19 protein-coding genes are annotated in these 19956 nt (G+C 58.2%); 12 read left to right on the forward strand and 7 right to left on the reverse strand.

Going from position 1 to position 19956, the window contains the following annotated elements:
* Nucleotides 1-43: 43 nt before the first annotated feature.
* On the reverse strand, nucleotides 44-1621 hold the full coding sequence (locus Pan97_RS06140) for a transthyretin-like family protein (protein WP_144971244.1): 1578 nt from the start codon (nucleotides 1619-1621) through the stop codon (nucleotides 44-46).
* A 254-nt stretch (nucleotides 1622-1875) separates the two neighbouring features.
* Here Pan97_RS06140 and Pan97_RS06145 point away from each other — a divergent pair, with 254 nt between their 5' ends.
* The 3 genes from Pan97_RS06145 to Pan97_RS06155 all read left to right on the forward strand — a co-directional run bounded on the left by Pan97_RS06145 (nucleotide 1876) and on the right by Pan97_RS06155 (nucleotide 3334).
* Nucleotides 1876-2418, forward strand: a complete 543-nt coding sequence (locus tag Pan97_RS06145) for a hypothetical protein (protein WP_144971245.1) — start codon at nucleotides 1876-1878, stop codon at nucleotides 2416-2418.
* A 60-nt stretch (nucleotides 2419-2478) separates the two neighbouring features.
* Nucleotides 2479-2664, forward strand: coding sequence for a hypothetical protein (locus tag Pan97_RS06150; RefSeq protein ID WP_144971246.1), 186 nt, complete (start codon nucleotides 2479-2481; stop codon nucleotides 2662-2664).
* Between the two features lie 121 nt (nucleotides 2665-2785).
* Complete coding sequence (locus Pan97_RS06155) at nucleotides 2786-3334, forward strand: hypothetical protein (protein ID WP_144971247.1); 549 nt, start codon at nucleotides 2786-2788, stop codon at nucleotides 3332-3334.
* 267 nt (nucleotides 3335-3601) lie between these two features.
* Here the strand turns inward: Pan97_RS06155 and Pan97_RS06160 are convergent, their stop codons facing one another.
* Genes Pan97_RS06160 through Pan97_RS06175 form a run of 5 tightly spaced genes read right to left on the reverse strand, consistent with a single transcriptional unit; the run spans nucleotide 3602 to nucleotide 6994 of the window.
* Nucleotides 3602-4309, reverse strand: coding sequence for an ABC transporter ATP-binding protein (locus Pan97_RS06160; RefSeq protein WP_144971248.1), 708 nt, complete (start codon nucleotides 4307-4309; stop codon nucleotides 3602-3604).
* Nucleotides 4310-4312: 3 nt separating this feature from the next.
* Nucleotides 4313-5539, reverse strand: a complete 1227-nt coding sequence (locus Pan97_RS06165) for an ABC transporter permease (protein WP_144971249.1) — start codon at nucleotides 5537-5539, stop codon at nucleotides 4313-4315.
* 24 nt (nucleotides 5540-5563) lie between these two features.
* A complete protein-coding gene (locus Pan97_RS06170) occupies nucleotides 5564-6340 on the reverse strand; it encodes a hypothetical protein (protein WP_144971250.1) in 777 nt (258 codons plus the stop codon).
* Between the two features lie 28 nt (nucleotides 6341-6368).
* On the reverse strand, nucleotides 6369-6503 hold the full coding sequence (locus Pan97_RS27005) for a hypothetical protein (protein ID WP_261342369.1): 135 nt from the start codon (nucleotides 6501-6503) through the stop codon (nucleotides 6369-6371).
* A gap of 20 nt (nucleotides 6504-6523) precedes the next feature.
* A complete protein-coding gene (locus Pan97_RS06175) occupies nucleotides 6524-6994 on the reverse strand; it encodes a hypothetical protein (protein ID WP_144971251.1) in 471 nt (156 codons plus the stop codon).
* A gap of 305 nt (nucleotides 6995-7299) precedes the next feature.
* On the opposite strand from Pan97_RS06175, the gene Pan97_RS06180 reads away from it, so the two are divergent.
* Both Pan97_RS06180 and Pan97_RS06185 read left to right on the forward strand, forming a co-directional pair.
* Entirely contained in the window at nucleotides 7300-10335 is a 3036-nt protein-coding gene (locus Pan97_RS06180; protein ID WP_144971252.1) for a PSD1 and planctomycete cytochrome C domain-containing protein, read from the forward strand.
* A 14-nt stretch (nucleotides 10336-10349) separates the two neighbouring features.
* Nucleotides 10350-11777, forward strand: coding sequence for a DUF1501 domain-containing protein (locus Pan97_RS06185; RefSeq protein ID WP_144971253.1), 1428 nt, complete (start codon nucleotides 10350-10352; stop codon nucleotides 11775-11777).
* A gap of 3 nt (nucleotides 11778-11780) precedes the next feature.
* On the opposite strand, the gene Pan97_RS06190 is transcribed toward Pan97_RS06185, so the two are convergent.
* Nucleotides 11781-12554: a class I SAM-dependent methyltransferase gene (locus Pan97_RS06190; RefSeq protein ID WP_144971254.1), complete on the reverse strand. Its 774-nt coding sequence runs from the start codon at nucleotides 12552-12554 to the stop codon at nucleotides 11781-11783.
* 187 nt (nucleotides 12555-12741) lie between these two features.
* Here Pan97_RS06190 and Pan97_RS06195 point away from each other — a divergent pair, with 187 nt between their 5' ends.
* From Pan97_RS06195 to Pan97_RS06225, 7 genes are all read left to right on the forward strand, one after another.
* On the forward strand, nucleotides 12742-13056 hold the full coding sequence (locus tag Pan97_RS06195) for a DUF3302 domain-containing protein (protein ID WP_196782296.1): 315 nt from the start codon (nucleotides 12742-12744) through the stop codon (nucleotides 13054-13056).
* Between the two features lie 33 nt (nucleotides 13057-13089).
* Entirely contained in the window at nucleotides 13090-14214 is a 1125-nt protein-coding gene (locus Pan97_RS06200; RefSeq protein WP_144971256.1) for an HlyD family secretion protein, read from the forward strand.
* Between the two features lie 146 nt (nucleotides 14215-14360).
* Nucleotides 14361-15311, forward strand: a complete 951-nt coding sequence (locus Pan97_RS06205) for a YybH family protein (protein WP_144971257.1) — start codon at nucleotides 14361-14363, stop codon at nucleotides 15309-15311.
* Nucleotides 15312-15348: 37 nt separating this feature from the next.
* The gene (locus Pan97_RS26215) at nucleotides 15349-17007 is read left to right on the forward strand and encodes a hypothetical protein (protein WP_165698636.1); all 1659 of its coding nucleotides are present in this window, start codon (nucleotides 15349-15351) and stop codon (nucleotides 17005-17007) included.
* Nucleotides 17008-17177: 170 nt separating this feature from the next.
* Nucleotides 17178-18041, forward strand: a complete 864-nt coding sequence (locus Pan97_RS06215; protein WP_196782297.1) for a DUF2314 domain-containing protein — start codon at nucleotides 17178-17180, stop codon at nucleotides 18039-18041.
* A gap of 36 nt (nucleotides 18042-18077) precedes the next feature.
* Nucleotides 18078-18620: a protein-tyrosine phosphatase family protein gene (locus tag Pan97_RS06220; RefSeq protein WP_165698637.1), complete on the forward strand. Its 543-nt coding sequence runs from the start codon at nucleotides 18078-18080 to the stop codon at nucleotides 18618-18620.
* A 35-nt stretch (nucleotides 18621-18655) separates the two neighbouring features.
* A complete protein-coding gene (locus tag Pan97_RS06225; protein WP_144971259.1) occupies nucleotides 18656-19912 on the forward strand; it encodes a DUF6348 family protein in 1257 nt (418 codons plus the stop codon).
* Nucleotides 19913-19956 lie beyond the last annotated feature (44 nt).

Below are 19956 nucleotides of genomic sequence, written 5' to 3' on the forward strand. Positions count from 1 at the left end.
GAGATCCGTGCAAGCATTTGGCAGTAGTGGCATACGACGCCAACTATTCCTCTTCACCATCCGCCCAAAGCGTTACCGTCGGCGTGTCACCTGGTTTGAATCTCACCAGGATGTACTCATCCGATCCGCTTGCACGGAAGGTGATGTAGCCTGAGTAGGCGTTGAACTGGAACTTGCCGTGTTCGTCGGAGTCGAGGGAGGTCCAGCCCTCGTCTCTCAGGTAGTCAGACCTGGGCATATCGTTATTGGGAATCGCGTGCTGCTGGAAGTAGGCCTCTTGCACTTGCGGATCGCAGCGCTTCTCGGAGACGATGATCCTGTGATTGGCAAGCGGTTGCCGAGTGTTCTTGTCAAGCACGATGCCAGTGATCGTCACCGGCGACTGAATCTTGAGTTTGACTGATTCCGCTTCTTCCCCGCGGCGCACGACGCGAAGGTTCACACGCGAGTAATGTTGCTGTTGGTAAGCGTTCAACACCAACTGGCTGTCGGCAGGCAGCCGCAACTCAAAAGAACCAGGCTTTTCTATTTTGAGCTTATCGTAGACCTCCCCTAACAAGGGATTGGTACCTAGGTAGTCGATCATGATTTCGCTGGATTCGTCGTCGTCCAGCTTCACGCTCGGATCGACGTCCACCACACCTCGTAGCGTGACAAGCTCGGGCAAGGTGACCTCCTTGAAGACTGGGATTTTTCTCGCAACCCAGTCGGGTTTTCCGAACTCGACTCGCTGGGGGTAGTAGCCATCCTTGAAGATCTTAATTACGCCGCCTGTGAGGATCGGCAAGTCGATCGTCGCCCGCCCCTGGGCGTCGGTGGCTGTAAAGTAAGACTGGTCGAGTGGATCGTAGCCAGTAACGCTGAAGGCACGGACCGCGACGAAGGCCTCTGACAGAGGCTTGCCGTCTGGACTGCGCACAACCACTTCCCGTGGAAGAACCCTTTTCACTTCGATGGGAGTTACGACATTGATCTTGTCACTACGGCGAGTTGCACGGTTACCAAACACTTGGACGCCAGCCAACTTACCAGGCATTCGGGCAACCAGTGTATCGATGAGCTTTACCGAGAGAACGTAAGCTCGACCATTTCCATCCGTTGTCGCAGCCAATCGCGGACCCAAGGGGCAAGCAACAAACACCGTGATGCCTGCCTGAGGTTTGCCGTCTTCATCGATGACGCAAACCTGGTGGTACTTTTCTTCCAGCAACACCAGTTTTTTGATCGGCTGAGTATCCCCGTCTTTATGAATAGTCTCGGATGCGTAGTTACCCTTCCCGTCACGAACGAGGACGTGAATGGTTACGTCCCCCAAGTGCTTTGGCGGATTGCATGAAAACCGCCCGTTGGCATCGGTCTTTGTCTCCCAGGTCTCGATCGGATAAGCCGACATCCCGGAGTGCTTTTTGTACTCCCAATAGCCGAGTACCTCGGCCCCTTCGACCGGCGTACCGTCCAGATCGTAAACGATGCCATCCCCAAACCGACCAATCGGAGCTTTGGGAATGGGGACCTTGAGTGGCTCGGGACGCTTGGTCGACTCGGGGGCATCATCCCCAGGAGCCGCCCAAGCGGTGCTGGCCGTCACAAGGATGAGCAGTAAGAAGACGCACCAGCGCATGGGTATTCACCTCGGTGATCGACAAACGGACAGGTCATCGAAGGTTATCTCGGTCCCTGACAAAAGTCCAGCAAATCGGCCGTTTATTGGCTGAGTGACGCTGGGAAGGGGCGAGTCGTTAGACCTGCCGATTCCGTGTCTGGCATCCGCTACGTAACGACTGCCGTTGATTTCGATTTTCGTCTGCCTCGATTCCGAGGTAGGATAATCAACTCAGATCTTGGCAGTGCCACCTCGAGCGGAAGGAACGAGCCATGAAGAATCAATTATTTGCAGGCCACCACTTCGCCATGGGATTGATCGTGCTTGCGTGTGCCAGTTCGCGGGGCGTCGCGGCTGCCGAGGAGCCGGCTGCGAAGCCTTCCAGTTACGTCGCTGCGACCGTGTTCGATGAGGACGTCCGTCTGCGCGTCATCTCGGAGGCCGAAGTGGAGCACAACCGAGCGAAGCTTTCTGATAAGGACTTTGCCCGGTGGCAAGCGGACTCGCGCTGGCGGCCGCTTGTCAGTAAGGTTTCGTACCAGGTCATGTCGGATTGGGCAGAGCAGAATAATGTGCGACCCAGTCGGGAAGAGATTCAGCAGCTTTTCGCCGATGAGGCCACGCAGCATCTTCAGCCATACGCATCTCCCGAGGGGAAAAAACAAGTGGCCGCCGCGATGGGATGGGGGATCGGAGCGAGTGTCGACTGGGTCACGGCCAAAGCGCTGCACGAAAAGTACGGCGGACCGATTGCCATCAGTTCGTTTGGCGGATGCATCGCGATCGAGGGGCGCAACCGGTTGGTCAAAGAGTAAGCAGCCGCCGGCAAGATCCACTTCTCCGATCCCGAACTGGAAAAACTGTTCTGGGAGGGAATGGGCAATCCTGCCGTTCTGGACGTGACGATCCGTGAGCCTGAGCGCATTGCCCGCCACTTCGAGCGACCTCCCTGGCAAGGCTGGGGCGCCAGAACGGCGAAATGGTTGGACAAGAATGCCGATCTCTGGAAAGCCCCTGACGCCGGGCAAGAGGAAGACCAGGATGCCCAAGCGACTGAATGAGACGCGAGCCCCAACGTTCGCTTCCGGTATGATCGTCAGGCATCTCACCAGGATTTGCTCATGACATCTCCCCGTTGATCACCCCAAAACAAGCACTTGCACAAGAAAGCGTAGAGCCGCCGTGGGACTTTTTGACTTCTTCAAGAAACCGAAGCCCAGCGTACCGCTTCCTCAGCTATGTTACGACGTCGCGTACTTCGTGCTGCCCCACTACGCGCATGAAGACTTTGAGAAGCTTGACGGGATGTGTCGTGAAACGCCAGGCACCGCCGGCCCGTTCTTCTACGTCATGGCCTGTCAAATGCGCAAAGTCGAGCCTGACGTCGAGACCGCCAAAACGTTCCATTGGCATGTCGGGTCTTTCCATGGGGTTGTCGATTACCTGACGCTTGCCTATCCGACTCCCCCGCCGGTCGACATGGCCGGCAAGTCACCTGAGGAGTTGTTGCGTTCGCAGCCCCCGTTGGTTCTGGCTCCGTATTTTTCCTCCGTTTTACGGGATCGCGAAGGGAAGATCAGCTACTATATTCTCGGACAATCGCCGCTGGGTGGCCGCACGACCTTGCGATGCATTACGGCCGATGGCGCGAACTGCAACCTGGGGCCAGGGCCAACGCCTACGATTGAGCAGTTCCACGCCGCGTTGAGCAAAACGGTGGAGCCTGAATAGTTGGTGTTGTATCGCGAAAGAGACGCCCTTTCAGATCTTGAACCCAAGCGTACGAAGCTTGTTGTAGGTTTGTCGTCTTGAACACTCGGCAACTGGTTGGTTTGGTACCTGCGGACTCGGCTTAGCTCGGCTGACCGCTCGCTGATTCAATGACTACCAGGCCGTGCTCCGCGATCGAAGGGTGCTCTCGTTGAGTGCGTCCAATATCGCAGAGAGGAGAGAGACAGATTGGTCATTGCTCCTCTCTGCGTGGAACGTCGTTTCGCCTTACGCGGCAGAAACTCGCGCCGATACAGCCGAACTCGCCTTGTCCTCGTCAACCAGCATTCCATCCACCAGCGTCAAACGCCGCGTGGCACGCTGAGCGACGCTAGGGTCGTGGGTTACCACCACTAAGGTTCTCCCTTGCTGATGGCATTGGTCGAACGTTTCCAGCACGACTTCTCGGCTGGTCGGGTCGAGGTTGCCGGTCGGTTCGTCGGCCAGGATGATCTGGGGATCGTTGACCAGCGTGCGTGCCAAGGCGACGCGCTGCTGCTGTCCGACGCTTAGTTCCGACGGCTTGTGATGCAGCCGCTCGGCCAGGCCCAGGTGCGTTAGCATCTCGGTCGCGCGTGCTTGCTGCTCGGCTGCCGGAATGCCCGAGAAACTGAGCGGGATCTGCACGTTCTGAAGTGCGGACAGGTACGGAATCAGATTGAAGCTTTGAAATACAAAGCCCATCTTCCGACCGCGAATAGCCGAACGCTCGGCGACCGAGTGTTCGTACAATGAGACCCCATCGACCAGCACGCGTCCAGTCGTCGGTGAAAGCATTCCACCGAGCATCGAAAGCAGGGTCGTCTTGCCGCTTCCGCTGGGTCCGACGATGGCGATGTACTCGCCGTCTTCGATTCGCTGAGATTCGCACTGAAACGCGGTCAATGCCTGGCCGCGTCGTTGGTAGTCCTTGCGGATCGCTTCAAGTTGAATCATCGCTTACACCTCCCGGAAACAGATGCATGGATCGAGATGGGCCGCTCCCTGAGCTGGCCACCACGCGGCAACCAGCGCGACGAGCGTAGCCGCCACAATGGAAGCCAGCGACGTGCCGATCAGCGGCGTGATCGCCACGCCTGCCCAGACCGGACCGGCGATGATCGCGGCCACGACGCCGACCAGGCATCCGACGCTGCCTGCACCTAGCCCCAAGACAAAGGCCTTGCCCAGGAACAGCTTCTGAATGAACCCTGGCGTAGCGCCGAGCGCCATCAACGTGCCAATCTCGCGGCGGCGTTCCCGCACGTTCGACGCGATCGAACCGGCCAGGCCGGCTCCACCGACGACGATCATCACGGCCAGCACGATCCACGACGTCTTGGCCATCAGGGCGTTGACGCCGACCTGCGTTTCGACCACCTGCGAGATCGTGACGACCTTGGCTTCCGGCAGAAGCTCGCGCAGCTGTGGTACCAGGCTGCCAGCCGCGTCTTCGCAGCAGCCGACAATTTCAATCGCATTGCAGGTCGAGTCTTTCTTCCACAGACGCTGGATCGAATGCAGATGCGCGAACACGCGTCCGTCATCCACGGTGCCCGTCACGGGAAGAATGCCGATTACGGTGAAGTTCTCGTCTTGAAGCTTCAGCCGATCGTTGACCTGGCAGTTCAGCTTCTGGGCGACGTCGGCACCCAGGACGAGCGCCTGCTTATCGAGATTCTGGATGGCTCGATGTTTGACTAGCGCCTCCGGTGCTTTCAGGTCGTCGCTGGTGGCGACGCTGGCCTTATTGCAGCAGCCGGTTTCGGTCGCGGTCATGAACATGGTCGTTGCCTGCCAGGTGGCCAGCGATTCGACTTCCGACTGCGGCAGGATACCGGTAATCGCCACCGGATGGCCGTTAAGCTCGGTCGAGACGTTCAATCGCGGCGAAACCTGTTCGACGCCGGACAAACCGGCGAGGAAGATTTCGGCGACGTATTCTTCCGGTAGCGTGCCGCCGTTTTGATCGGCGGCATAATAATCTTGCAGCGTGGCCTCCTTGGGAAGGACCAGGATGTTGGCTCCCAGGTTGGTCAGCTGCTTTGACACGGCTTCTTCCGAATGGACCGTGACGTGGCGAATCGCCACCAGGGCAGCGACTCCTAAAAAAATGGTCAGGCTGTTGAACGCCACCCCAGCCGGGCGCGACTTCAGCTCGTGCCAGATGATGGAACGAAGGTTCATCGTGTTTCCTTCTCGGTAAGTGGCTTAGCGGCGCGTGGCGGTGGACTGCGATGCCTGGGCGTTGCCGGCATGCTTACAATTCGGATCGTCACAGCACTTGCCCGCCTTGTGGATCGCGGCGGCGATTTGGTCGGCCGTCGACGTGCCGGAGAAGTGCCCGACGAGAACCCCAGGCGGAGCAATCAGCGCCGCGTAAGGTCCTTGAACCTGGTCGGCATCGACTTTGAGCTGCTGCATGAGACGAGCTTCGGTCGCGTCTTGCACGTTCAAGCCGATCAGGGCCATACGGTCCTTAAACATCGGATCTAGTTGCAAGGCGCGGACGCCTGCCGGAACGGCGGCCTGTTCTGACTTGGTCAAGCAAACGAAAACGAGCTTCTGGGCTTGCAGTTCTTTCATGCACTCCATCATGACTGGTGGAACGATCGCCGCGTCGATGTTGGCCTTGGCAACCTGGCGAGGGAACAAGCCCGTGACGGCTCCGTTGGGTGCGACGGCCACGGTCATCGGCATCGGTGCACGGCTGACCTGAAACTTTTCGGCCAGCGCCTGCCCCTGGGCGGAAGCCATGCTGGCCGTTGCCAAGGTGGCTTGTTGGGGTTGGTCGGAAATCGATTGCTGCACGACCTGCAGCATCTTTTGCGTTTGTGGCGAGTTGTCTTTGTAGAAGACGATGAACGTAAACTGTCCGGCTTGTTGGGCCTGTTGCAAAGTCGCGCCGGCATCAGCCTGGGCGAAGCTGACGCTGTACAGGGAAAGCAAACAGGCAAGTGCCATTGCGGCATGGGTGATGATCTTCATCGGAATCCTTTCGGATGAAATGTCGTACTTATGAAATGGTGCCTGAACGCGGGCTCTTGGCGTATCGGCTCGTGATGAAACCGCCACGCGGCGGAGGCATTACCAGGTAGTCATTGCCGTTGTCGAAGTGGTAGAAACGCTGACCATCACGCATGAAGAACATGCAAGTCAGCCGGTGTGACATTAAAGCGTGAGGACCGCCAGGGAGAGATGGAGGCGCAGCTTGGGTGTCAGGAGTAACGTCGATCGCTCAGAGAATCTTGGTGGATGAAACTGTGGGTCGCTTTCGATCGCCAGGCAGGCCGTGTCGAGCCAGGCCAGATCGACCGGTCCAAGCAGCGCATCGGTCAGGCCATCGCAGGCCGACTCATCCTGAATGAACGCACACTTGGCCTTGCCGCAGCCGAGGCATTGTTCGTCGGGATGCGGAACCGTTTCCGAGGTCGTCTCGGCGGGCACTTCGCTGGTAGCAGGCTGCAAGCAGAGTTGCGGCCTGGCATCGTGATGGTGATGCTCGCAACAAAGGCAGCCCGTTTGACACGCGTCGGCGTGGTCGTGATGCTCCCCTGCGCTCAGGCAACGAGCGCAGCAGCCGAGCACGCAGTGAATGATCACTGCCAGAACTGCCATCATTGCTGTCGCCCGTCGAGGCATCGCTTCAAATCCCACGCGATCGGTAAAACTTCCGCCTTCGGTATATTCGTCCCGCGGGTGGGTCTTCCTGAATGGTTTCTAGAGGAATTGGCGGAAGAGTTGGAGATCGATTGACGGTAGTCGTTGTTTCACGATTGGGCGGGAACTAAGGTGAAGCACAAGCCACGCAGATCAGGCGAAGAAGGGTTCACTATCGAATCATTCAGGTCAGATCAATCGATATGAATGCATGTTTGGCAAATCGGGCATTGAGGGATATACTTGAGGGATTATCCCGCCATCCCTTAGCTTCCTTGGAATACGTGATGTCGCTTCGTCGAGTTCTTTTCCTTTGCCTGGCTCTCGTTGTGGCCGTTGGTCTCGATGGGCGTCTGGCCATGGCCGAGTCTACGATTGATTTCAATCGCGACATTCGTCCGATCTTTGCCGCGCGATGCTTTGCGTGCCACGGCCCCGATGAGTCGCACCGTGAGGCCGATCTGCGGTTGGACCAGCGCGAAGCGGCCATCGATTACGGAGCGATTGTCCCAGGCACACCGGACGAGAGCCTGCTGGTCGAACGGATCTTAAGCGACGATCCCGACCTGGTGATGCCCCCACCGCATACCAACGACACGCTGACGGCCGAGCAGAAAGAGAAGTTTCAAAGGTGGATTCAAGAGGGAGCCCCCTACGCCGAGCACTGGGCATTCGTGCCGCCGGAGAAGCCGCCGGTGCCAGAGGTTTCAGATCCCAATTGGCCCAGGGGCGACATCGATCGGTTTGTGCTGGCTCGCCTTGAGAAGGAAGGGTTGCAGCCTTCACCGGAAGCGGATAGATACGCACTGGTTCGCCGCGTGTACCTGGACCTGATCGGACTGCCCCCGACACCCGCCGAGGCGGACGCATTCGTTCACGACCAGGATCCTCAGGCGTATGAAAAGCTGGTCGATCGTTTGTTGGCGTCTCCGCACTACGGCGAACGGTGGGCCCGCGAGTGGTTGGACCTGGCTCGCTACTCCGATACCAACGGCTACGAGAAAGACCGTCCCCGTTCGATCTGGCCTTACCGAGACTGGGTCATTCGCGCGATCAACGACGACATGCCGTTCGATCAATTCACGATCGAGCAAATTGCCGGCGACATGCTGCCCGATGCAACCGAAAGCCAGAAGATCGCGACCGGCTTTCACCGCAATACGATGCTCAACGAAGAAGGGGGGATCGACCCGCTCGAGTACCGTTTCTATGCGATGGTCGACCGCGTCGCCACGACCGGGACCGTTTGGCTGGGGCTGACCGTGGGATGTGCCCAGTGCCACACGCACAAGTACGACCCGATCACGCATACCGACTACTACTCGTTCATGGCCTTGATGAATAACGCCGACGAGCCAGATTTCCATATTCAACCAGACGATATCGTCAAGCGTCGTGAGGAACTCACCGCGCAGATCGAAAAGCTGACGGCGGAACTCGCCAGGCAGTTTCCACCGATGGAAGGAGAGGGAGAGGAAGACGAGCGGCGTCAAGCGAACCTTCAGGCCAAGCGTTCGGCCTGGCTGGAGACTGCCAGGGCCGAGGCCACCAAGTGGCAACCCCTGCCAGCCACTAAGCTGGAAAGCAATATGCCGAAGCTGGAGTCGCTGCCGGATCACTCGATTCTTTCCAGTGGGGACATCACCAAGCGTGACGTGTTTACGTTGACCTACACGATCGACGCCAGCCAATTGCCTCTGACGGCATTGCGGCTCGAAGCGATGGCGGACCCTCGCTTACCGGCCGGCGGCCCAGGACGCACCTACTACGAAGGCCGGGAAGGGGACTTCTTTCTCAGTGAGCTATCTGCCAGGTTCGATGGCCACCCGGTCAAGCTGGACGGCGCCTCGCAGAGCTACGGCAAGATCAGCATCGGCAGTGGTAGTGCCGACGCGGCCAACGTGCTCGATGGCGACGGTTCGACCGGTTGGTCGACCGCTCAGCGGGAAGGAGAGTCGCATCAGTTGGTGGTCAATTTGCCGCAGCCGATCACTACGCCCGGCGAGTTGAAGATTCAGCTGTTGTTCGAACGCCACTTCGCGGCCAGCCTGGGAAGATTCCGCTTTTCGGCGGCCTCGCTCGATCGACAGGCCACGGCCAAAGAGATGCCCGTTGAAATGGAATCGCTGCTCGCCAAATCCGCGGAAGAGCTTTCGCCTGAGCAGCAGGAACAGATCGATCACTACTATCTTTCGATTGCCCCGGAACTGGCCGACGCTCGCAAGCCGATCGATGAGCTGCGAAAGAAGATGCCGGCGTTTCCCAAGACGCTCGTGATGCAAGAGCGACCCGCCGACAACCCACGCCCGACGTTTCTTCATCACCGAGGCGAGTACCTGAGCCCGAAAGAGGCGGTCACGCCGCGCGTGCCGGAGTTTTTGGGGGACGAATTGACCGATGGTCCGAGTAACCGCTTGGAGCTTGCGCGGTGGCTGGTCAGTCAAGAAAATCCTTTGACGGCCCGGGTGGTGGTGAACCGAGCCTGGCAGGCGCTGTTTGGCCGAGGACTGGCCGAAAGCAGTGGCGACTTTGGGACGCAGTCGGATCCGCCGACCCATCCGGAGTTGCTCGATTACCTGGCTTGCTCGCTGATGGAGAATGGCTGGTCGATGAAAGGGCTGCATCGCCAGATCGTGCTCAGTGCAACCTATCGCCAGACGGCAGACGCTCCGGGGGAACTTCGCGCGGAGGATCCTGCGAATCGGCTCCTAGCCCGCGGCCCTCGGTTTCGCGTCGATGCGGAAATCGTCCGCGACATTATGCTCAAGGCCAGCGGTCAGTTCTCGGACAAGATGTTCGGCCCCGGCGTCTATCCGCCGCAGCCTGAGAGCGTGACGGCGCTGGCCTACGGAGATTTCAAGTGGAAGCCATCGACCGGCAAAGATCGCTATCGTCGCTCGATTTACACGTTCAGCAAACGCACGACCCCCTTCGCGGCGTTTGCGGTGTTCGATGCACCGAGCGGTGAGGTATGCACGGCCAAACGAGATCGCAGCAACACGCCGCTGCAAGCGTTGACGCTGCTGAATGACGCGATGTACATCGAACTGGCCCAGGCGTTGGCAACAGCGGCCCAGCGCGAGTCGTCGACGCCGGAAGCGATTGCCGAGAACATTTTCCGGCGTCTGCTGACGCGGCCGCCTGCCGAGGACGAATTGAAGGTGATCCTGGCGTTTCGAAATCAACAACTCGCTCGACTGCAAAGTGGAGAGCTTGACGTCCAGGTCATTGGCTCGCAGAAATCGAGTTCGCCAGAGCAAGCGGCTTGGGTCATGGTGGCTCGCTCGCTGATGAACCTGGACGAAGCCGTTACCAAACCTTAAGAAACACAACATCCATGAACTGGTTACAAGAGCAAACGCGACGGCACTTCTTTCGCAATTGTGGTGTCGGCATCGGTAAGATCGCCCTGGCATCGCTATTGGCTCAGTCGAGTGAAGTCGTGGCCGAAGATGCAAGCCCATTCGCGCCCAAGCCAACGCACTTTCCGGCCAAGGCCAAGCGGGTGATCTACCTGTTCATGGCCGGCGCTCCAAGCCAGTTGGAACTTTTCGACTACAAACCGAAACTGGCCGAGATGGAAGGGAAGCCGATTCCCCCATCGGTGATCGCCGGTCAGCGCTATGCGTTCATTCAGCCTGATGCGGCGGTGCTCGGCCCTAGATTCAAGTTCGCCAGGCATGGTCAGTGCGGTGCCGAAATCTCGGAAGTGCTGCCTGGGTTGTCCAAGGTGGTCGATGACATCGCCATCGTGCGTTCGGTCCATACCGATCATTTCAACCATTCGCCGGCCCAACTGTTTTGCAATACGGGTAACGGTGTGCCAGGGCGTCCGAGCATGGGGTCGTGGCTCAGCTATGGGCTGGGGAGCGAAGCGAATGATTTGCCCTCGTTCGTGGTGCTCAAGAGTGGCGGTAGTTTGAGTGGCGGTGCGGCAATGTGGAACGCTGGCTTTTTGCCCTCGGTCCATCAAGGCGTACCCTTCCGCAGTCATGGCCAGCCGATCTTGCACGTTTCCAACCCGCCAGGCTACGACGACAAGGCCCAGCGTGACTCGCTCGACTTGATTCATCATCTGAACGAGAAGCAGCTGGGAGACATCGGCGATCCCGAGATTCGCACGCGGATGGAAGCGTACGAAATGGCCTTCCGCATGCAGTCGCGTGCTCCGGAACTAATGGACTATTCGCAAGAGACCAAGGAGACGCTTGACCTGTACGGGGCCAATCCGCTCGATCCGAAGAGTGACTTTGCCACCAACTGCTTGATGGCCCGTCGTCTCGCCGAGCGAGGTGTCCGATTCGTCCAGGTTTACCACGCCGGCTGGGACCATCATAGCAACGTTGAAGGAGGCATTCGCGGGCAGGCCAAGCAAACCGATCAAGCCTGTGCGGCGCTGGTCGAAGACCTTCGTCGCCGCGGCATGCTCGAGGACACGTTGGTGGTGTGGGGTGGTGAGTTCGGCCGCACGCCGATGGTCGAAGCGAGTGCCGCGCTGGGTCGAAGCCAGGGACGCGACCATCATCCGCAAGCGTTCACGATGTGGTTTGCCGGCGGCGGCATAAAGCCGGGGTTTTCGCTCGGCAAGACGGACGAACTCGGATTTAACGTCGTCGAGAACCAGGTACACGTCCACGACGTTCAGGCCACCATTCTCAAGTGCCTGGGGATCGACCATACGAAGCTGACGTTCCGTCATCGTGGGCTGAATTTCAGGCTGACCGGCGTCGAAGAGCATCATCCTGTCGATCAGTTGTTAATCTGACGCTCACGCTTTCGCGTTCAGCTCGACCAGGAAGTGTTCGCTGAACGTGTTGATCGCGATGTGATCGTCTTCCACGTACGGATCAAATTCCTGAAGAAGTTCTTCCCGTGGAATCTTTCGGAGGTAGTCGCCGAACAGGAACCGCAGGATCTTCCAGCGGTTCTCTTCGCTATCGGGAAAACGTAGCTGGTAGTGTGACAGGGACATTTCGATACGGACGTCGTGGGAAGCGAGGTTCTCGGCAACGTCCTCGGCTACGTAATAGGGAATCGGCTGATTGAGCAGGTCGAAGCCGACTTTCCAAAGCTTGATCAGAGCATTCTCGTGACCGGCCATCGCCAACAGCATTTTTCCCTCGGGATGCAAGCGTTCCAACAACTGGTCGATCGTCTGGCCCAGGTTTTCGGCGTAATACAAGACGTGATTGGAAAGAATCACGTCGAAGGTCGGCCGCTGGTCGTACGAGGCTTCCCCCAAGCTGGCGATCGCATGATCGCTGTAGCACGACAACCTTTTGGCTGCGATCTCTTGTTGATGATCGACCGGTTCAAAGAGAGTCAGATACAGCGATGCCTTGGGCCACGCCAGGGCATCGAGAAGTTGGCGACTGAATTCTCCGGTACCGCAGCCAAAGTCGAGCAGATGAATGTCCGATCGCCCGTTGCCGAAACCGACCAGCTTACGGGCATACTCCTCGACGTCGCTTTTCGCCTCGGTGGCATGCGACATGAAAAACGCGTAATCGGTTTCGATCACGCCAAAGTCCTTCGTTGCCATGGTGATTCTCAAGAGGTGGTGCAGGAATTTCGCGGCGGGAGCATCAACTATGTTTGATCTTAATGAGAATACCACCGCCCCGGTCAAGACGAAAACATTGCGGGGAAAACGATGACGCTCGAATTTCGAATTGCTAAACTAAGAGCAGCTTATCGATAACGTCCGTTCGCGTTCAGGAATAGGGATTATGGACATTGCCACGCTGTTCGCCTGGTTCGTCATTGCGGTCTTGTTTTCTGTGGTCGTCGCCGCGATTGTTGGTTTAGGGTCGCTGCCTGGCGGTATCGCAAAGCAGCGGAATCATCCCCACGCCGATGCCATCAATGCGGCCAGTTGGATTGGACTGGCGCTGGGCGGAATCCTTTGGCCGATCGCGTTCGTGTGGGCGTTTATTCCTTTTGGCAAATCGAACTCCACCGGTGATGGGGAAGTCGAGTCACTCCGCAAACAGGTCGCCCAGCTTCAAGCCGAACTGGCTTCCCTTAAGAATGCGTCCACTTAAGATCGATCGCCTCCTGCAAAAGATAGGTTCACGATGATTGCCTTGTTCGTCATTCTGTACGTGGCGGGGATTTGGCTCTTCTATATGAAGCTGAAGGTCAAGCCGACGCCGGTGAACCTGGCCGCGTGCGCCGTGATCGGCGTTGTCGCGGTGGGTGCGATCGTGATCTGCTGGCAGTTCTCGGCGCCGACGTCCAGTCAACTGGTCGTTTCGCGTTATACGATTCAGATCGTACCGCAGGTCCGAGGGCCCATTACCAAGATCGAAGCCAAGCCCAACGTGCCGCTGACCAAGGGAAAAGATATACTGTTTGAGATACAAAGAGATCCTTATCAGTTCGCCGTAAATCAGAGCCAAGGGGCCGTCAGTGCCGCCGAGAAAACGGTCGAGCAGTTGCAAGCGGGAATCAAAGTCGCCGATGCCACGATTCAAGAGGCGACGGCCAGTCTCGAGGCGGCCAAGGCTGACCTGGCTGCCAAGGAAGATGCCAACCAGCGATCACCAGGGGCCGTGAGCGCCTTGGAACTGACGGAACTGCGGGCGAGGGTCGCGGCCGCGGAAGCAGGCGTTGATAAAGCAAACGCAGCGAAAGAAGTTGCCTCATTTACGCTGCAGACGGCACAGCAGCAAGTCGACGTCGCCAAGGCCCAGCTTGCAACGGCCCAGTTCAATCTCGAGCAGTGCACCGTCTACGCGCCGGCCGATGGTTTTGTGACGAACTGGCAAGTCCGCGAGGGGGCGATGGCCGTGCCGCTGCCGCTGGCTCCCATGGGCACGTTCATCGATACGACCCGTGCCGATATCGTCGGAGTTTTCAGTCAGAATGTGCTGAAGAATGTCGCCCCCGGCGATCGTGTCGAAATGGCACTGAAGAGCCATCCCGGTCAGGTATTCGCCGGTACGGTCGATTCCGTCATCCAGGCCAGCGGGGAAGGGCAGTTCGTCACCTCAGGCAAACTACTGGATGCCGCCAGTGTTCATTCCAGCGGTAAATTTGCCGTCAAAATCGTGTTAGACGACGAGCAATTTGCCAAGTCGCTTCCCATGGGAACCGCTGGCATGGCGACGATTTACACGCAAAAAGGGAAACCATTTCAGATCATCAGCACCGTTACGGTCCGTATCAAGGCCTGGATGTATTACCTGTTGCCGATGTAACGAGCGTGAAACTCAGGTGAAATTGCCCCTCTCCGCCAATTCTTCCGACGCTTTTATTGCGACCCCCAAAAAACACCACCTATAATTTGGGATGAAACACCCTACCAAGGGGCGAACTCAACTAAGCAGAGAACGGGGGACGTCGGATGAAGTTTCTATCTTCGCCCAGTAGATGCCATCTTACCGGTAAGATCGGCGATGGTTTGCTGGCATGCTCTATTGTGTTGCTGCTTAGTGCGGCGGGTTACGCCCAATCGACCGAGCCGACAAACAAACCGCTTGAGAAAGAACTGCAAACGGCTTTCCAGGCGTTTGAAAAGGCATTCAATCAGCACGATGCCAAAGCGATCGCCAACCTCTGGCAGGAAGATGCCGTCCATCACCAGACGACCGTGGCCGGCAATCTGAAGGGACGCGCCGCGATTCTAGCCGCGTACGAAGCTCTCTTTCAAGCCGATCCCCAGGCCAAGCTGGTAATCACGCTGAATTCGTTTCGTGAAGTCGCCCCCAATGTGGTCAGCGTGAAGTGCTCGACGCAGCTCTCGCACAGCGACAAGTCGGTATCGTTCTCGCGTTTGTCGGCACTGCTCGCCAAGCATGACGACCAGTGGCTGATCAGTGAAGTGGAAGAAACCGATGTGCCGCCCAGCGCCGCAGGCTCGCCCAGCGGTTTGCAACAACTCGAATGGCTGGTGGGTGTATGGGTCGACGGCGATGAAAAGGCGACCGTCTCGAATCAGGTCTATTGGATCAGTGGCGGTAACTTCCTGGCCCGCAATTATCAAATGAACACGCCGCAAGGTTTCGGCCAGTATGGCATGCAGATCCTCGGCTGGGACAACGAACATAACGTGATCCGCTGCTGGCAGTTTGACGGTGACGGAAGCTTCGGTGAAGGGACGTTCGAACAAACCGGTCCCGCGACTTGGCGCTGCCCGATGGTCGTGAAGCTGGTTGATGGTCGTCGTGCTTCGTACAGCCAGGTGATCGAGCGCGTTTCGCCAAACGAGTTGAAGCTCAGCCTGGTCAATATGGAAGTCGACGGTCACGCGCTTCCAGGAACGGGGCCTGACAAGCTTACCCGTTACGGCAACTAGGACTTCACGCACACAAGAAACATAAGGGAACATTTCCATGCAGCGAAATCTATTAACCGGGTGCTTTGCCGTCGTGGCGGCGGTCCTCTTTCCCGTAGCGACGTACGCGGTTGGCTTTCATGGTGGTGGCGGTTTCCACGGCGGTGGAATGGGAGGCATGGGAGGCGGCTTTCATGGCGGCGGAGTGATGCCTGGCGGTGGCTTTCACCCCGGTGGTGCTGGCGGCGGCGGATTTTCCGGAAACTTTGGCGGCGGGGCGCTGGGCGCCGGCCGCTTTGGCGGAGGAGACTTTGGTGGCGCTCATCTACCGTCCGGCGTTCACTTGCCGCAAGGAGGGGTCAACCTTCCTTCCGGCGTCGCGGGACGTTTCCCGGGTACGCTGAATCCTTCGTCGCTGCACGGGGGTGATCCTCTGGCCGGTATCGGCGAAAGCCACGCCGGCTTCCCTTCGTTCACTTCGCACTTGCCCAACGGCGGGCGACCTTCGACGGGCCAACTGCAAAGCTTTCTCGGTTTGCAGGGTGGTCCTCAAGCTGACGGTGGAATTCGCTCGAATTTCCCGCCTGATGCTGCCAGTAAGGTCCGTGACCAGCTAAGCAATATCGTCGGGCCAGGCAGTGCCGGTGCCAACAAGCTGAGCAGTTGGCTGGATAACAACCCGGACCGCGCCGCGAAGCTCGAGCAATGGGCCGACAAGGCGAAGGGCTCGGGGCTGATTGGCAGCGGGGCGTTCAGTCAGAATCATCCCAACGCCAGTAACCAAATCGAAAAGTGGCTGGGGGGTGACGGTCCGAAGCCTGGGAGCGATTTTTGGAGCAAGGACCATCCGAATCTTGATAACAAGCTGCAGAACTTCCAGAACAACGGCAACATCGCCAACAAATGGAACAACATTCACGACAACCATATCGACGGCGACTGGTGGAGCGTCAATCATCCCGAGATCACGCAGAACATCGAAAACCATTTCAACTGGAATCGTCCTGGAAGTGACTGGTGGAGCCACAACCATCCGAACCTTCGGCCGTGGTACTACCAACACGATTGGCACAATCACGCCTGGTGGTACTGGTGGGGTGGGGTGACCTGGGGGCGCATGACGGCCTGGTTCCCATACTACGGCTGGGGTGCTCCGATCTATTACGACTACGGCGACGGGGGCAACGTCGTGTACCAGGACAACTCCGTCTACGTCAACGGGCAAGACGTCGGCACGCAAGAGCAGTACGCCCAGTCGGCAATGGACCTGGCGACCGTGCAGCCTTCCGACACGCAGTCCGATAACCAGCAAGGCGACAACAGCGATGGGGATCAGTTCCTGCCGCTGGGGACCTTCGCGATTTCGACCAGTGAAGAAGATCCGAAGCCGACGCGGGTGATCCAACTGGCCGTCGATCATAACGGGATCATCAGTGGGTCGTACTACAACACGTCGACCGACAAGTCGTACCTGGTGCAAGGAAAGGTCGACAAGAAGACGCAGCGTTGTGCGTTCACGGTGGGGGACAATTCTTCGACGGTCTTTGAGACCGGGATCTATAATCTCACCAAGAACGAAGTGCCGGTCCTGGTTCATTTCGGTACGGCCAGCACCCAGCACTACCTGTTGATTCGGATGGACCCGCCGAAAGATGCGACGAAGGATGGTAGCGGCGATGCTTCCAGCGATTCGCCCAACCAAGGGCTGCCGTTCTAACGGGTAAGAATTCAGACGTGATCTCACGACATGCCCACGTTTGCGTGGGCATGTTTCGTTCGAAAACGCTCGCAGGGGTTCCCAATAAAAACGTTGGCACTGGTTGGTCGCTCCGATAAACTGGGACCTAACCCTCTTTTCTTTCTTCCTTTCGTCGAGGCCAGTCGACCATGTCCGATCAAGAATCGACCGCCATTCTTACCCCAGCCAACGACCCCGAGATGGTAGAAGCCGCTGAAAAAGCGCGGCAGACCTTCAAATACTTCTGGCGCGAGATGTCGTGGGAACGCCGCCGAATCATCCCGGGGCTGGAGCTTGCCGCCGTGAAAGCGACCTTTGAAGATCCTCCCGAACTACGCACCGGCGACTCGGATGAACTCGAAAAAGAGCACATGTGGCTGATGGACGTTGACTTCGACGGCAAGCACCTGACCGGCACGCTGATCAACTCTCCCCACTCGCTCAAGTCGGTGAAAGAAGGGGACGAGGTGAAGATCCCCGGCAAGCAGATTTGCGATTGGATGTACGTCATGTTCGGCAAGGTCTACGGCGGCTTTACGGTCGACCTGATGCGGTCGCGTCTGGCTCCCAGCGAACGCCGCGAACATGACAATGCGTGGGGCTTTGATTTCGGCGAAGTGGGGGTCGTCAATCTCGTACCGCCAGATTACATCGGCGAGAAGCCAGTCAAGCAAGGCTTCTTCAGCAAGCTGTTTGGTGGCGCCGCCAAGCAACAACCGCAAGACTACGCCAAGGTCGCCGCCCACGAGCACCCCATGTCGGTCAACATGCGTCCCTCGTTCGAGGAAGCCTTGGCCGGCAATCCCGAGATGCTCAACGAGCCAGACGACAGGGGGTTCACCTTCCTGCACCAGTTGGCCCTGGGAGGCTCGCTCGATGGCGTCGACGTTTGCCTGAACAACGGCGCCGACCCGAACAAGCCTGCCGGCAACGGCATGACGCCGTACATGCTGGCCAAGTCGCTGGGATGGAAGAAGGTGATGAAGCGATTGGAAGAGGCTGGCGGGGCTTAACCGCCGAACTGGTGTCGCTTGAAAGGGAAGCAAACATTGAAGGCAATCCGCGTCGCTAGTTATCTGGCCGCTTCCGACTTGTTACGGCGGGAAGCTGGTCTGTGGGATGTGATTGTCGTGCTGGGTAGGGAAGCGGAACTGAATCCATTGGTCGCGGAAACCACCCAGCGCCATCTCGTGTTACGCTTCGACGACATCGAATTTCCCGTCCAGGGGCAACAGCACGTCACTTCGACACACATCCAACAGGCCCTCGCATTCGCTAAGAATAGCGAAAACTTGTTGGTAACCTGCCGAGCGGGGCAAAGCCGCAGCGTTGCGTTGGCGTTCGTCCTGAACTGTCAGCATTTCGGGTTGTTATCGGCTACGGAGATGCTGAATCCCAGACGGCATGTCCCGAACCAATTGCTGATTCACGAAGCAGCCCTTTGGTTAGATCGTCCCGATATGGAAGATGCGTTTCACGCATGGCGAGCGAGAAACGCACACATCGTACTCTCCGACTACTACGACGAAATTAGTGACGAGGTGGATGCGTTGGAAGCTTCCGGTGTCGTCAATCAAGTTTCTGTCGATTAAACCCTTTTCAACATCATGCCGGGATACTTATAACCGTGAACGAAGAACATCAACTACTCGAGTACATCGAGGAAGGCATCGTCGCGCATGGTGGGGAACTGGGGGGCTGGACGCAGCTGTTCGATGGCAATCTGAAGCTGTTCGACGGACGCATCACCCTTACCGGCGAGATTTACGAAGGTGAAGACGGGCGGCGGGAGATGGCGCATTGTCACGTGTTTGCCACGCTGCATGAGTACGACGACGAAGTCCTGGATGCCTGCGTCGTTGGCATGGGGGACGATCGTGACAAGGCACTACGCGAAGCGGCGGCGCTGTGGATTACCTGCGTGGCCGGGCCGATCAAGTCGTTTCTCGACAATAAGCCCCTCTGCATGACCTGCCAGGCCGGCGTAGCGGACGGCGATTTCTCGAAAGGATATGCGCCCGGCGACTACGGTCTGCCAGGGCTGCGGGCGTACGTGGGGCCATCGCTGGCGCGAGGCATCGAAGACGACGCAATCCACGGCAAGCTGGACGACAGCAAGCCGTGGTTTCGCTACGCGGCCGAGTCGGCGGCTCCGCGGCGAGTCCACCTGGTCAAGGCGACCATCCTTTCGCATGGTGCCGAAGGCTGGAAGCGTGAACTCGAAATCGACGGGCACGAGGTCGCGCATCACGATGACGACTGGCCGGCCGGCGTGGAGGGGCCAGACTTCGGCTACCTGACGCGTTTTGCCGTGTTCGAGTTTCCTCGCAATTCGGCGGAGATCGAGCACCGCAAGGAACTGGAACGCACGATCCGCTTCTTCGCCGAGCACTTTACCGACTACCCCACGATCGATGAGCTGATGGACGCCATGGTCGGAAAGGGATTCGATGCCGACCTGGTTCACGAAGTCGAGTCTCTTTCGACGATTGCATTCGGGCGTCTTTACTTCGAGCAGACCGGCATCAAGTACTCCCCTACGATCGTGCGAGCACATCGTGACGGCACGATCGAAACGGATGTCCCATTGATGTCACTGCCGGCCTACTCAAGGGCCCGAGCGATCGGGGCCAAGCTTTGGGAGACGTTGCCGGAAGAAAAGTGGCAACCACTCACCTTATACAACGCCGAATCGAATGCGATTTTGAATGCTTTGGAATCGGGTGCCAATCCTGACGACTTGAGCGCCATGCGGCTCTTTCCGAGTGTGGTGCCCGACCGAGGAGTTTCGCAGGAAACGATGGACAAGGCGGTGGAGACGGTCTTCAACATGTCGCAGCATTCTCGCCCGGCGCGCAAGAAGCCTTGGTGGAAGTTCTGGTAGATTCGACGCGACAAGACTAGAATCGAGAGGAACGATTCTCCGCG

It is taken from the genome of Bremerella volcania, assembly GCF_007748115.1.
Lineage (GTDB): Bacteria > Planctomycetota > Planctomycetia > Pirellulales > Pirellulaceae > Bremerella > Bremerella volcania.

Excerpts from the sequence above, each read along its gene's own strand:
- Pan97_RS06205 (WP_144971257.1), top strand. The coding sequence starts at position 14,361 with ATGAAGTTTCTATCTTCGCCCAGTAGATGCCATCTTACCGGTAAGATC.
- Pan97_RS06215 (WP_196782297.1), top strand. The coding sequence starts at position 17,178 with ATGTCCGATCAAGAATCGACCGCCATTCTTACCCCAGCCAACGACCCC.
- Pan97_RS06170 (WP_144971250.1), bottom strand. The coding sequence starts at position 6,340 with ATGAAGATCATCACCCATGCCGCAATGGCACTTGCCTGTTTGCTTTCC.
- Pan97_RS27005 (WP_261342369.1), bottom strand. The coding sequence starts at position 6,503 with ATGTTCTTCATGCGTGATGGTCAGCGTTTCTACCACTTCGACAACGGC.
- Pan97_RS06175 (WP_144971251.1), bottom strand. The coding sequence starts at position 6,994 with ATGCCTCGACGGGCGACAGCAATGATGGCAGTTCTGGCAGTGATCATT.
- Pan97_RS06200 (WP_144971256.1), top strand. The coding sequence starts at position 13,090 with ATGATTGCCTTGTTCGTCATTCTGTACGTGGCGGGGATTTGGCTCTTC.
- Pan97_RS06140 (WP_144971244.1), bottom strand. The coding sequence starts at position 1,621 with ATGCGCTGGTGCGTCTTCTTACTGCTCATCCTTGTGACGGCCAGCACC.
- Pan97_RS06190 (WP_144971254.1), bottom strand. The coding sequence starts at position 12,554 with ATGGCAACGAAGGACTTTGGCGTGATCGAAACCGATTACGCGTTTTTC.
- Pan97_RS06180 (WP_144971252.1), top strand. The coding sequence starts at position 7,300 with ATGTCGCTTCGTCGAGTTCTTTTCCTTTGCCTGGCTCTCGTTGTGGCC.
- Pan97_RS06150 (WP_144971246.1), top strand. The coding sequence starts at position 2,479 with ATGGGCAATCCTGCCGTTCTGGACGTGACGATCCGTGAGCCTGAGCGC.
- Pan97_RS06195 (WP_196782296.1), top strand. The coding sequence starts at position 12,742 with ATGGACATTGCCACGCTGTTCGCCTGGTTCGTCATTGCGGTCTTGTTT.
- Pan97_RS06165 (WP_144971249.1), bottom strand. The coding sequence starts at position 5,539 with ATGAACCTTCGTTCCATCATCTGGCACGAGCTGAAGTCGCGCCCGGCT.
- Pan97_RS06185 (WP_144971253.1), top strand. The coding sequence starts at position 10,350 with ATGAACTGGTTACAAGAGCAAACGCGACGGCACTTCTTTCGCAATTGT.
- Pan97_RS06145 (WP_144971245.1), top strand. The coding sequence starts at position 1,876 with ATGAAGAATCAATTATTTGCAGGCCACCACTTCGCCATGGGATTGATC.
- Pan97_RS26215 (WP_165698636.1), top strand. The coding sequence starts at position 15,349 with ATGCAGCGAAATCTATTAACCGGGTGCTTTGCCGTCGTGGCGGCGGTC.
- Pan97_RS06160 (WP_144971248.1), bottom strand. The coding sequence starts at position 4,309 with ATGATTCAACTTGAAGCGATCCGCAAGGACTACCAACGACGCGGCCAG.